This is a genomic window from Miniimonas sp. S16 (assembly GCF_057748195.1).
In genome coordinates, this window is record NZ_CM173242.1 from 3,009,278 (window position 1) to 3,021,690 (window position 12,413).

General features: G+C 71.8%; 11 protein-coding genes and 2 pseudogenes. 6 read left to right on the plus strand and 7 right to left on the minus strand.

The window, feature by feature from the left end; genetic code table 11:
• Position 1: 1 nt before the first annotated feature.
• The 3 genes and pseudogenes from AC3AQ1_RS13175 to AC3AQ1_RS13185 form a co-directional block, all read right to left on the minus strand.
• A pseudogene (locus AC3AQ1_RS13175) lies at positions 2-766 on the minus strand (glycoside hydrolase family 88/105 protein); the annotation flags it as partial.
• Between the two features lie 97 nt (positions 767-863).
• Positions 864-1,769: an ABC transporter substrate-binding protein gene (locus AC3AQ1_RS13180; RefSeq protein ID WP_255421198.1), complete on the minus strand. Its 906-nt coding sequence runs from the start codon at positions 1,767-1,769 to the stop codon at positions 864-866.
• Positions 1,770-1,882: 113 nt separating this feature from the next.
• Positions 1,883-2,038: pseudogene (locus tag AC3AQ1_RS13185) on the minus strand (carbohydrate ABC transporter substrate-binding protein); the annotation flags it as partial.
• On the opposite strand from AC3AQ1_RS13185, the gene AC3AQ1_RS13190 reads away from it, so the two are divergent.
• Positions 1,983-2,303 carry a hypothetical protein gene (locus AC3AQ1_RS13190; RefSeq protein WP_234418005.1) on the plus strand — a complete coding sequence of 107 codons (321 nt, stop codon included), beginning with the start codon at positions 1,983-1,985 and terminating at the stop codon, positions 2,301-2,303. The pseudogene AC3AQ1_RS13185 and the gene AC3AQ1_RS13190 overlap by 56 nt on opposite strands.
• Before the next feature lie 40 nt (positions 2,304-2,343).
• Here the strand turns inward: AC3AQ1_RS13190 and AC3AQ1_RS13195 are convergent, their stop codons facing one another.
• Positions 2,344-3,264 carry a carbohydrate ABC transporter permease gene (locus tag AC3AQ1_RS13195; RefSeq protein ID WP_108719359.1) on the minus strand — a complete coding sequence of 307 codons (921 nt, stop codon included), beginning with the start codon at positions 3,262-3,264 and terminating at the stop codon, positions 2,344-2,346.
• Positions 3,265-3,280: 16 nt separating this feature from the next.
• Entirely contained in the window at positions 3,281-4,228 is a 948-nt protein-coding gene (locus AC3AQ1_RS13200) for a carbohydrate ABC transporter permease (protein WP_108719360.1), read from the minus strand.
• Positions 4,229-4,494: 266 nt separating this feature from the next.
• Here AC3AQ1_RS13200 and AC3AQ1_RS13205 point away from each other — a divergent pair, with 266 nt between their 5' ends.
• The 5 genes from AC3AQ1_RS13205 (at position 4,495) to AC3AQ1_RS13225 (ending at position 9,779) form a co-directional block, all read left to right on the plus strand.
• Positions 4,495-6,009, plus strand: coding sequence for a Gfo/Idh/MocA family protein (locus tag AC3AQ1_RS13205; RefSeq protein ID WP_108720217.1), 1,515 nt, complete (start codon positions 4,495-4,497; stop codon positions 6,007-6,009).
• Positions 6,010-6,048: 39 nt separating this feature from the next.
• Positions 6,049-7,113 (plus strand): LacI family DNA-binding transcriptional regulator, encoded by a 1,065-nt coding sequence (locus tag AC3AQ1_RS13210; RefSeq protein ID WP_108719361.1) that lies wholly within the window; start codon positions 6,049-6,051, stop codon positions 7,111-7,113.
• Positions 7,114-7,365: 252 nt separating this feature from the next.
• Positions 7,366-9,000 (plus strand): UxaA family hydrolase, encoded by a 1,635-nt coding sequence (locus tag AC3AQ1_RS13215; RefSeq protein ID WP_108719362.1) that lies wholly within the window; start codon positions 7,366-7,368, stop codon positions 8,998-9,000.
• A 137-nt stretch (positions 9,001-9,137) separates the two neighbouring features.
• Entirely contained in the window at positions 9,138-9,263 is a 126-nt protein-coding gene (locus AC3AQ1_RS13220) for a hypothetical protein (RefSeq protein WP_255421199.1), read from the plus strand.
• Positions 9,264-9,374: 111 nt separating this feature from the next.
• Positions 9,375-9,779, plus strand: coding sequence for a WhiB family transcriptional regulator (locus AC3AQ1_RS13225; RefSeq protein ID WP_108719363.1), 405 nt, complete (start codon positions 9,375-9,377; stop codon positions 9,777-9,779).
• A gap of 63 nt (positions 9,780-9,842) precedes the next feature.
• On the opposite strand, the gene AC3AQ1_RS13230 is transcribed toward AC3AQ1_RS13225, so the two are convergent.
• Together AC3AQ1_RS13230 and AC3AQ1_RS13235 are read right to left on the minus strand one after the other, a co-directional pair.
• Positions 9,843-10,889, minus strand: coding sequence for a ThiF family adenylyltransferase (locus tag AC3AQ1_RS13230; RefSeq protein WP_108719364.1), 1,047 nt, complete (start codon positions 10,887-10,889; stop codon positions 9,843-9,845).
• 90 nt (positions 10,890-10,979) lie between these two features.
• Positions 10,980-12,350 (minus strand): zinc-dependent metalloprotease, encoded by a 1,371-nt coding sequence (locus tag AC3AQ1_RS13235; RefSeq protein WP_108719365.1) that lies wholly within the window; start codon positions 12,348-12,350, stop codon positions 10,980-10,982.
• Positions 12,351-12,413: the final 63 nt, after the last annotated feature.

Sequence of the window (12,413 nt, forward strand, 5' to 3'; positions counted from 1 at the left end):
TGGTGCGGATCTGCGCGCGACCGGGATGGTCCTGGGGCAGGTAGGCCTGCACGTCGACCATGGCCATGGCGAACCAGCCGAGCGCGCGCAGCCAGACGTGCGGCGAGAGCCCGGTCTCGGCGTCGGCCCAGTACATCGACCGGGTGGCGTCGTACGCGTGCCGGCACAGGCCCGTGGCCGGGTCGAGGGTGAGGAGGTCGTACGCGTTGGTGAACTGGCGCACCACGTCGTCCAGGAGGTCGCTCCGGCCGGCGAGCGCGCAGTAGCGCGCGTAGAACACCGATCCCATGTAGAGCCCGTCCAGCCACACCTGGTCGGGGTAGATCCGCTTGTGCCAGAAGCTGCCCTCGTTCGTGCGCGGCTGGTGCTGCAGCTGGTCGAAGAGCGTGTCCGCCGCCGCGCGGTACCGCTCGTCGCCGGTCTCCTCGAGCAGGTCGAGAATCGCCTTGCCGTTGTTCACGTGGTCGAGGTTCAACTCCTCGTACGCGTAATGCCGAATGGTCCCGTCCGGCTGCACGAACTCGTCGATGTTGGTACGGACATAGTCGAGGAGCCTCGCATCCCGCGTGTCGCAGTACATGCCGTAGATGCCGTTGAGCACCAGGCCGTCCTCGTACTCCCACCGCTGGCGCGTGTTGATCCGCGGCTCGCGGCTCAGCATCGTCTCCGCCCCGAGCAGCGCCCATCGCGTCGAGGGGTCGCCGTAACGGTGGTCGGCGCATGTGGTGGGAGTGCGGGCGGAGGTGGTGCTCGCCGTCGTGCTCATGTCTGGCTCGCTCTCGATGGACGCGTCAGCGGACGCGAGGGGGAGGGGGACACGTGTGTCGGGGCCGGACCCGTGCGGGCCCGGCCCCGACGGGCGGTCAGGAGATCGCCTTGGTGACCTCGTCGATCCACTGCTCGGCCGCTTGGGCCGGCGTGATCTTGCCGAACAGGACGTCGGAGTTGATCCGCGAGGTGATGTCGGGGACCTCGCCGGCGCCGACCGGCGGGACCGGCGTGCCGTCCTCCACGACGTCCTGGAGGTTCTCCACGAACTCGGCCGAGAGCTTGTCGGCGTCCGACAGCATCGGCAGCACGTGCGCGCGCACCTCGGTGTTGGCCGGCAGGCCGCGGTCGCTGAGGATCAGCTCGCCCGCCGCGTTCGAGTTGATGGGGAAGTCGACCAGGAGCTGGGACTCCTCCGGGTGCTCGCTCTTGGCGGAGACGGAGTAGTACATGCTCGGCTTGAAGTACTCACCCGTCCGCTCGAACTCCGACTCGCCGGGCGCGCGCAGGAGGACGAGGTCGCGGCCGGATGCCGTCTGGACGGCGTTGAGCTGGTTGGACCAGAACCACGCCATGGCGCCCTTGTTGGTCGCGGGCAGCGAGCCCTCGACGCCGGCTGCCTGGATCTCGGTGGAGACCGAGGCGTCGGGCTCACCGCCGGCCGACTGGAGGTCGACCGAGCGCTGGAAGAACTCCTCGACCGTCGCGGCCGAGACGCCCACCTCGCCGTCCGCCGTGAAGACCTCCTCGCCCTTCTGGCGGGCGATGATCTTCAGGACGGGCTCGATGAAGCTGTAGTTCTGCACGCCGTACCCGCCGTCGGCCGAACCGGCGGAGATGTCGGTGGCGATCTGCTCGTAGTCGTCCCACGTCCACGTCGTGTCGTCGGGCATCTCGACCCCGGCGTCCGCGAACGCCTGCGGGTCGGCGATGATCGCGTGCACGTTGATCCCCGTCGCGATGCCGTAGAGCGCGTCGTCGATCGTCCCCGCATGGAGCACGCTCTCGTCGATGTTTGCGGTGTCCAGGCCGAGCTCGTCGAGGTTGGCGAGGAGCCGCGGTCGGCGTACTCGGTGAGGAAGCGCTCCTCCTGCGTGATGACGTCGGGCAGGTCGTTGCCCGCCGCCGCCACGTGGAGCTTCTCGAAGTAGTTGTCCCAGCTCGTGTAGTCGGGCTCGACGGTGATGTAGGGGTACTCCGCCTCGAACGCCTCGATGACCTTCTGGGTGACCTCGTGGCGGGTGTCCGAGCCCCACCAGGCGAACCGGATCGTGACCGGCTCGTTGTCGGCGTCGGCGCTGGCGTCGGCGCTCGAGTCGCCGCCGGCGGCGTCACCCGTGGCGTCGGCGCTCGAGTCGCCGCCGGTGTCGCTGCTGCCGCAGGCCGACAGGCCCAGCGTGAGAGCGAGGGCGGCGGCGACCGCTCCGACGACGCGCCGCGAGGTGTGGGGGATGGTCATTCTCTTCTCCTTCGGTCCGACCGCGTCGTTGCGTGCGGTCAACGGGGTCACCGGTGGTTCCCGGCGGTCCTGCTGAGGGGGTGCTGCGGGGTGCTGCAGCGTGGGTGGTGCGGGTGCTACTTGATTCCGGTCGTCGCGATGCCCTTCACGAGGTACTTCTGGCCGACGAGGAAGACCAGGAAGATCGGGATGATCGTCACGATCGACATGGCGAACATCGGGCCCCACGAGCTCCCGGACGAGGAGTCCAGGAACAGGCGAAGGGCCACGGGTGCGGTCTTCATCGAGTCCTTGGTGAGGAAGATGAGCTGGGCGAAGAAGTCGTTCCACGTCCAGATGAAGGTGAAGATCGCCGTGGTCGCCAACGCAGGCGTCGCCAGCGGGAGCATGATCCGCAGGAAGATCCGCGGGTGCCCGCATCCGTCCAGGCGGGCCGCCTCCTCGAGCTCGTTGGGGATGCCCCGGAAGAACTGCACCATGAGGAACACGAAGAACGCGTCGGTGGCGAGCAGCTTCGGAACGATCAGCGGCCAGAACGTGTTGATCCAGCCGACCTGCTGGAACATGACGTACTGAGGGACGATCAGGACGTGGATCGGAAGCATGATCGTCACGAGCATGATGGCGAACCACACGTTGCGGCCGCGGAACTTCAGGCGGGCGAACGCGTACGCGGCCATCGAGCAGGTCACGAGGTTGCCGAGCAAGGAGTCGGCCACGATGACCATCGAGTTCAGCATGTAGTGCCCGAACGGCTCCGTGAGCGCCTGCCAGCCGGTCGTGTAGTTGCTGAAGTCCCACTCGGTCGGGATGACCGACAGCTCCCGGAAGATGATCTCCGTCGGCTTGAACGAGGAGCCGAGCAGCCACAGCAGCGGATAGACCATGATCAGCGCTGCGGCGATCATGAGCACGTGGCGGACCACCGAGCGGGTGGTCCCGCGCCATGCGCCGGCCCGAGCACGGTGCGGCGCCTGCGCGGCGAGCGTGGTGATGCGCGTACCCAGATCGGAGCTGGGCGAGGTCGTCGTCGACATCGTCGTGGTGCTCCTTTCAGTCCCCGTAGAAGACCCAGAACTTCGACAGCCAGAAGTTGACTGCGGTCAGCCCGAGGATGATGACGACCATGAGCCAGGCCATCGCCGAGGCGTAGCCCATATGAAGGTTGCTGAACCCCTCCTGGTACAGGTACAGCGTGTAGAAAAGCGTCGAGTCGGACGGGCCGCCGGTGCCGCCGGAGACGACGTACGCCTGCGTGAACGCCTGGAACGCGGTGATCACCTGCATCACGAGGTTGAAGAAGATGATCGGGCTGAGCAGCGGGAGCGTGACCGAGAGGAACTGACGCACCTTGCTCGCGCCGTCCAGAGACGCGGCCTCGTAGTACATCTCCGGGATCTGCCGCAGGCCGGCGAGGAAGATGATCATCGGAGAGCCGAAGGTCCACACGTGCAGCAGCACGATGGTCCACAGGGCGGTGTCCGGGTTGGAGACCCACCCGATGCCCTCGATGCCGAAGATCGCCAGGAATCGGTTGAAGATGCCGTCCACCCCGAAGACCTGGCGCCACAGGATGGCGATGGCGACCGATCCGCCCATGAGCGAGGGCAGGTAGAAGACCGAGCGGTAGAACGCCATGCCTCGCATGCCCTGGTTGAGCAGCATGGCGAGCAAGAGCGCGACGATCAGCTGCAGCGGGACGCCGGTGACGACGTACGTGAGCGTCACCTTGAGCGCCTGGTGCAGCCGGGTGTCGTGGAACAGCTCGACGAAGTACTCGAAGCCGATGAACGTCGGCGGGGTGAGCAGGTCGTAGTCCGTGAGCGAGAAGTACGCAGAAGCGCCCAGCGGGAAGAGCGTGATCGCGAAGAGACCCAGGAACCACGGTGCGAGGAACACGAGCGCAGCGCGCCCGTCCGCCTTGCGCAGGTTGGTCTTGGCGACGTTCTTGGGGCCGCCGCGTTGGCGGCGCATCTCTCGAAGCTCGTTGAAGGCTGTCATGACACACTTCCTCGTGGTCTCTGCTGTGACACGGTTCCAGGAACCGGTTCCTGAGAGCACACACGGTGCGCGGTGCCCGCTACCCCGCGTTGTCCCACCACGGCTGAAGGGCCGCTCACCTGCGATGATGGAGCGACAACGATTTCGTAGCGCGTCGCTGTGCGGTGCTGGTGACCGCGCCCAGCCTGGGCTCGGTACGCTTCTGAGAAACCCGTTCCTCACATCTTCTCGGGCCCTCGCGCCCGATTCACGGATAGGTGTCGACGATGACGCAGCTCGACCAGAACCCCACCGCTCCGCGACCCGACGCGTCCTCGTCGACGAGCGCCGACCCGACCGTGGTTCCCCGGTTCGCGCAGCCGGACCCCTCCCGTCCGCGCACGCGCTACGCCGTCCTCGGGACCGGCCACCGCGCCGGCATGTACGTCAGCGCCATCACGGGTGACCACGCCGACGTCGCCGAGCTCGTCGCGCTGTGCGACGCCAACCCCGGGCGGATGGCGTTCTACGACGCCGAGGTCGGCGCGGCGCTCGGCCTCGACGGTCCAGCGGGTCTCCCGCAGTACGCGCCCGCCGACCTCGAGCGGATGATTGCCGAGCAGCGCGTCGACGTCGTCGTCGTGACCACGCCCGACCGGCTGCACGCCGAGTGTGTGGCGCGCGTCCAGGCCGCGGGCGCCGACGCCGTCGTGGAGAAGCCCCTCACCACGACCGCCGAGGGCTGCCGGACGATCGCGGACTCGGTGGCACGGACCGGGCGCGAGGTGGTCATGACGTTCAACTACCGCTACGCCCCGCGCAACTCCACCCTGCGCGAGGTCATCGCGTCGGGCGCGATCGGCCGGCCCACGAGCGTGCACTTCGAGTGGGTGCTCGACACGGTGCACGGCGCGGACTACTTCCGCCGCTGGCACCGGGAGCGGGAGAACTCCGGCAGCCTGCTCATCCACAAGTCCAGCCACCACTTCGACCTCGTGAACTGGTGGCTCGACGACGCCCCGGCCCGCGTCTTCGCCTCCGCCGGCCTGCGGTTCTACGGGGCGGAGAACGCCGCCGCGCGTGGCCTGGGTGAGCGCCCCGAGCGCGGCACGGGCACGAGTGGCGACCCGTGGGCGCTCGACCTGGCCGCCGACCGCCGCCTCAAGGGCCTCTACCTCGACGCCGAGCACCACGACGGCTACCTGCGCGACCGCGACGTCTTCTCGGGCGGCATCACGATCGAGGACAACATGTCCCTCGTCGTCGACTACCGCTCCGGCGTCTCGATGACGTACTCGCTCAACGCCCACGCGCCGTGGGAGGGCTACACGGTGAGCGTCAACGGGACCGAGGGTCGCGCCGAGCTCACGGTGGTCGAGCGTGGAGCGATCGTTCTCGACGAGGAGGGGCGCGGCGTCCTCGACCCGTCGGCCACGCCGGACGCCTCGCCGGCCGCCGAGTCGCGGCCCGAGGGGGAGCGGCTCGTGGTGCAGCGGCACTGGGAGGCAGCGCGGGAGGTGCCCATCCCGCGCGGCATCGGTGGTCACGGCGGCGGCGACGCGATCCTGCTCATGGACGTCTTCCGGCGCGACCTGCGCCTCGAGGCGGACCCGCTGGGCCGTGCGGCGGACTCGATCGACGGTGTGCGCGCCGTGGCGGTCGGCATCGCGGCGAACGAGTCGCTGCGCACGGGCCAGGCCGTCCTCGTCGACGACCTCGGGCTCGGCGTCGACATCAGCCGCCGCGCCGAGCCCGCCGAGCCTGCTGAGCCCACAGCCCCGGCCGCGGCGTCTAGGGTCTGACCCGGGGGCCGGAGGCACCGAGAGAACACGGAGTCGACGATGCGGAGTGGGGCGACGATCAGCGACGTGGCGGACGCCGCGGGGGTCTCGCGCGCCACGGTCTCGCGCGTGATGAACGGGGGGAAGGTCGACCCCGAGCTCACGCGCCGGGTGCGGGCCGCGGCCGCGCGGTTGAGCTACCGGCCCTCGGTGACCGCGCGGTCGCTGTCGCTGGGCCGCACGGCCGCCGTCGGCATCGTGGTGCCCGACCTCACGAACCCGATGTTCCAGACCGTGCTGCGCTCGGTCGCGGCCGGTGCCTACGACAGCGGGTACAGCGTCGTCGTCGCGGAGTCCGCGGGGCGGTTCGACCGTGAGGCGGAGATCGCCCGGAGCACCCGGGCCCGCACGGACGCGCTCGTGCTCGTCTCACCGCGCGTGGGCGCGGACGAGCTCGGGGAGCTGCTCGCCGACATCGAGCCGGTGGTCATGGTCAACCGTTCGCTGCCCGGGTCGGACATCCCCGCCGTGAGCGTGGACTACTCCTCGGGGATGGTCACGGTGCTCGAGCACCTCGTCGGGCTCGGGCACCGGCAGGTCGTCTACCTCACCGGGCCGGAGCGCAGCCCGTCGAACATCGCGCGGCTCGACGGTCTCGGCAGGGTGGCGCGCGCGGTTGGCGACGTGCGGATCACGACGCTGCCGTGCGGCGCCGACCTGTCCGACGGCTACCGGCTCGCGCACGCCGTGCTCGCCACGCGCGCGACGGCGGTGGTCGCCTACAACGACCAGGTCGCCTTCGGGCTCCTCGCGCACCTGCACGAGCTCGGCGTCGACGTCCCCGCGGAGCTCTCGGTCGTGGGGTTCGACGACATCGAGCTGGCGAGCTACGCGACCCCGGCGCTGACCACCGTGCACGTGCCGTACGAGGCGATCGGGCGGCGCGCCTGGGAGCGCCTGCACGAGCGGGTCGCACCGCGTCCGGCCGACGCAGCCGCGGAGACGGGGGGCACCGAGATCCTGCCCGTGCACTTCGTCGAGCGGCTGTCCACGCGCCGGTTGGCGGCGCCCGACGGCGAGCCCTCCGCCCGCGCCGACGTCACCTCCGACGCCGCGACGGTCTGACCCGTACCGCCCCGTCTCCCGCGGTCCCGACGACCGCTCGCCGGTGGCGAGAAATCGGTTTCTCGCGTACGATCGCGGGGTAGGACACGCGCCGTTCCGACTCTTCCTCGACGCCGCCGCCCACCCCGCCGCCCACGCCGACCGGCGAACCTGCGCGGGCGGGCACCGGTGCCGCGACGAGGAACGTCCCACGGCAGTGCACGCTCGCGCACGGGTGCGCGAACGCTCCGACGGTGAACCAGGAGGTTCCACATGAGTGCAGGGGTCACGACCGGCCGCGCAGCCGAGGTGCTCGTGCTGCGCGACGGCGACGACGTCGGCGTCGCCACGCGTGACATCGCCCCGGGCGACACCCTGCCGGGCGTGGACGCGGCCCCCCTGGTCGCCGTCGACGCCGTCCCGCGCGGGCACAAGGTGGCGCTGCGCGACGTCCCGCGGGGCGCCGGGGTGCACAAGTACGGCCAGGTGATCGGCGTCGCCACCACGGACATCACGGCCGGCAGCCACGTCCACGCGCACAACCTCGGCTACGAGGAGGGCCGCCGGGAGCACGAGCTCGGCGGGACCCACACCGAGCTCGCCGTGCCCGACGGCCCGCGGCCCACGTTCCGCGGCTACCGCCGCGCCGACGGCCGGGTCGGCACCCGCAACTTCATCGCGATCCTCACGAGCGTCAACTGCTCGGCCTCGACGGCGAAGATGATCGCCGCGCAGTTCCCCTCCTCGGTCCTGGTGGAGTTCGAGAACGTCGACGGCGTCATCCCGCTCACGCACCAGTCCGGCTGCGGCCTCGTGCCGGACAGCGAGGGCGGCGCGATGCTGCTGCGCACGCTGCGCGGCTACGCCGCCCACCCGAACATCTCCGCGGTGCTCGTGCTCGGGCTCGGCTGCGAGATGGTGCTCACCTCCCAGCTCACCACGCGCGACGGCGGGGGTGCCTTCCTCGGCATGCCGAGCGTCGGGGCGCCGGGCGCACCCGACGCCGCGGAACGGATGGGCGTGCTGGCCGACATCCCCGCGGACACGCTGGTGCAGAGCCTCACGATCCAGGAGACCGGCGGCGTGCGTGCCACGGTCCGGGCCGGCGTCGAGGCGGTTCGCGCGATGCTGCCCGTGGTGAACCAGCGCACCCGCGAGGACGTCGACGTGAGCGAGCTCGTGCTCGCCCTCAACTGCGGCGGCTCGGACGGCTACTCCGGGATCACGGCCAACCCGGCGCTCGGCTGGGCCTCGGACCGACTCGTGGCGTACGGCGGCACCTCGGCCCTCGCCGAGACGCCCGAGGTGTTCGGCGCGGAGCACCTGCTCACGCGCCGCGCGACGCGGCCCGAGGTCGCGCAGAAGCTCCTCGACCGCCTCGAGTGGTGGAAGGCGTACGCGGCGGCCGGCAACGGCTCGCTCGACAACAACCCCTCGCCCGGCAACAAGGCCGGCGGGCTGACGACGATCCTCGAGAAGTCGCTCGGCGCCGTCGCCAAGGGCGGCCAGGCCGACCTCGCGCAGGTCTACGAGTACGCCGAGCCGATGGCGCCGCACGAGGGCTTCGTGTTCATGGACACCCCGGGCTACGACCCGGTGTCGGTGACCGGCCTGGTGGCCGGCGGCTCCACCGTCGTGGTGTTCACGACCGGGCGCGGGTCCGTCTTCGGGTGCCGTCCCGCGCCGTCGATCAAGGTCGCCACGAACACCGAGATGTACACGCGGATGGCCGAGGACATGGACGTCAACGCCGGGCGCATCGTGGACGGGACCGCCACGCTCGAGCAGGTGGGCCAGGAGATCTTCGACCTGATCCTCGCGGTCGCCTCGGGCGAGCAGACGGTGAGCGAGGAGCTCGGCATCGGCGTCGAGGAGTTCATCCCGTGGCACGTCGGCACCGTCACCTGAGCGCCGTCCGAGAACTCCTTCGAAAAAGCACTTGCCTCGCCGTGGCGGTCCTGGCGTAGGCTCGCACCTGTTCGTGTTCGACCCGGCCCCGCCTCACCAGCATGAGGGGTCCGCAGCGAGGGGAGGTGTTTCCCGAGATGAAGCTCACCATCAGCGCCGTGGCATCGGTCCAGGCGTACCTGCTCGTTTCTCCGCGTCCGCGGTTCCAGGGGACACCCATGCCCTCTGCCCTGCGGAGCGGCGCCGAGTCCTTCCTCGCCTGACGTAGCACCCGCGCACCACCTGCGCGTGGCTCGCCGACACCGGCGCACACGTCACCTCCGGCCCCTCGAGGCCTCACGACACGAACCGGCACGACCTTCGAGGAACCCCTCATGTCCAGCACCTACGCCATCGACGGCGCACCCACGACCGATCTCTCGATCGGTCGCCACAGCTACCCGCTTCGCCGCGACGAGACGGGCGACCCGCTCGTCCCGACCGATCCGACCCCGTCCACCCCGACCCTGTCCGACGTCCTCGGCGTCGAGCTGCCTCAGGTCGACGCCGAGCTGCCCTGCCAGGTCAGCGCGACGCTCGACCTGTGGTTCGCCGAGCGCGGCGACGACGTCGAGCGCGCCAAGGCGATGTGCCGCGAGTGCCCCCTGAGGGCCGAGTGCCTCGACGGCGCGATCCGGCGGCACGAGCCGTGGGGCGTGTGGGGCGGAGAGGTCTTCGTGGACGGTGTCGTGGTGGCGCGCAAGCGCGGCCGCGGCCGTCCCCGCAAGATCGCCGCATGACCCGCATGACCCGCATGACCCGCATGACCCGCATGACCGGCGCACGCCGGCATCCGCGGGGAGTCAGCGGCCCATCGGCCCGGCCCCGCACCCGCACTCCGGGTGCGGGGTCCAGGCCGTCGCCGCCGCGGAGCCGCCGCCGACGGCGAGCGACGTCCCCTCCAGCGTCTCGCCCCGCCCGTCGACGACGGCGAGCACCGCACTCGCCGCGAGCCCGGTGGCCGCGGCCCACGTGGCCTCCTCGTGCTGCGGCCACGGCACCGTGGCGAGCTGCGTCGCGATCGACGGCCAGGCCGGGTCGGCGTCGCAGCGGTGCAGGTCCAGGCAGCGCAGGCACGCCCCGCGCCCCGGTCGCACGAGCGGGCCGACGACGACGTCGAGCTGCCGCGCCACGACCGACAGGTGCGTGACGTCCTCGCGCACGAGCGCCGAGGACCGGAACGGCACGGCGACGTGCGGCTCCACGAGCACCGCCACGTCCGGTCGCGCGACGCGAGTGCGCAGGCGCGGAACACGGGCGCGCAGCGCCGCGACGGCCGCGGTCCCGCGCGGCTGACCGACCTGGTCCGGCCGGTACCCGCCCGCGGCGACGTCGGTCGGTCCCACCAGGGCCTCGTCCACCACCGCGACCCCGCCGATGCCGGCGCTCGCGAGCAGGAGCCCGACGGCGAGCCCCGGTCCGGCGCCACCGATCACCACGACGTCGGCCGCCGCTCTCACGGCGCGCACGTCGGAACCGGTCAGCAGCCCGACCGCGTCTGCCGCCGCCGGCTGCTCCTCGTCACCGCTCGTCGCACCCGGCAGGTCGACCGTGCGGCTCGGGGGTTCAACCGCGCCGCGCGCATCGCCCCGCTGCTCGAGCGCGCCGTGCGTGCGCAGGTGCTCGACGATCGCCTCGGCCCGGGTGGCTCCCACGCGGTGCCGACGGGCCAGCTCCACCAGGTCGCTGCGTCGCGTGCGTGATCGGGGGACCGGGCGCGCGAGGGACTCGACGAACCGCTGCTCCTCGCGCGAGAGGTCGGTCAGCACGAGCGCGAGCCGGGGGTCGAGGCCGAGCTGGAGCTCGCCGTCGCCCCGCCACAGCGGCGGGAGGCACGGGTGCAGTCGCATCGCCCGAGCGTGCCAGGGCCAGGCGTCCGGGCGCGCCCCCTGTGGACGGCTGCCCTGTGGACGCGCTCGTCGACAGGGCGTCCGCGCGCGTCAGCTCGAGGGGGGCTGCTCGCCGTCGGGCTGCTCGCCCCCGAGGATCTCGGCGAGGGCGGCGTCGAGCTCGGCCTCGGACTCCTCGGCGAAGCGCCGGCGCGCGAGGAACGCGGCGCCGTCGTCGAGGTCGTCGGCCTGCGGCAGGAGGTCGGGGTGCTCCCACAGGGCGTCGCGCTGCTCCGGCCCGCCGGCGGCGACGAGCGAGCCCCACAGGGCCGCAGCCTCGCGGAGCTTGCGCGGGCGCAGCTGCAGGCCCACCAGGGTCGCGAAGACGTGCTCGGCCGGGCCACCCGCGGCCCGGCGACGGCGCAGCATCTCCCGCAGCGGCACGGCGTGCGGCAGGTGCGGGGCGACGGCGCGTCCCGCGACGTCCTCGACCCAGCCCTCGACGAGGGCGAGCGCGGTCTCGAGGCGTTCGAGTGCTGCGGCCTGCTCGGGGGAGACCTCCATCGCGAACACGCCGCCCGACAGCGCGGACCGCAGGGCGTCCGGGTCGGTGACGTCGATGCTCCGGACCGCCTCCTCCATCCGGTCGACGTCGATGGAGATGCCGCGGGCGTACTCCTCGACGAGGCCGAGGATGTGCGGGCGCAGCCACGGGACGTGCGCGTACAGGCGCGCGTGCGCGGCCTCGCGCACCGCGAGCAGCTGCAGGACCTCCTCGGGTCCGGCGTCCAGACCCTCGGCGTAGGCCTCGACGTTGCTCACCACGAGTGCGGTGCCGTGCCCCTCGACGAGCGGCAGGCCGGTGTCGGAGGTGCCGAACACCTCGCGGGCCAGGGTCCCGGCGGCCTGCCCGACCTGCATGCCGAACACCGAGCCGCCGAGGCGGCGCAGCATCTCGCCGCCGCCCTCCTGGATCGGGAGGTCGGCCTGCTGGGCGGCGATGACACCCGCCAGGGCGTCCGCGACCGACGTCGCGACCGGCGACGTGAGCCGCTTCCAGACCTCCATCGTGCCCTCGACCCACTGCGCGCGGCTCCACGCCGATCGGCCCCCGCCGGCGGGCGGCAGGTCGGTGGCGGCGTCGAGCCACAGGTCGGCGACCTGGAGCGCGGAGACCGCGCGGCTGGCCTGCGCCGTGGTGAGCGAGGGGTCGCCGCCCGTGTGGGCCGTCTGGCGGGCGATGTCGCGCGCCAGGTCCCAGTTCACGACGTCGTCGCCCCCGGTCGCCATGAGGCGCTGCATCTGCAGCATCATCGCCTGCAGGGAGGCGGGGTCCATCGGCAGGCCCGTGGCCTCCGCCATCCCGGCGGGGTCGAACCCCCCGGCCTCGAGCGCCTCGAGCGCCTCCCGGGCACCCTCCTCGCCCAGCATCTGCCGCAGGAGCAGCTCCCAGCTGCGCCGGGCGTCCTCGCTGTCGGGCATGGCCGCCCCTTTCGTTCGGTGGTCTCACGCTATCCGCGGCGCGCTCACCGCTCCACGGCCTGG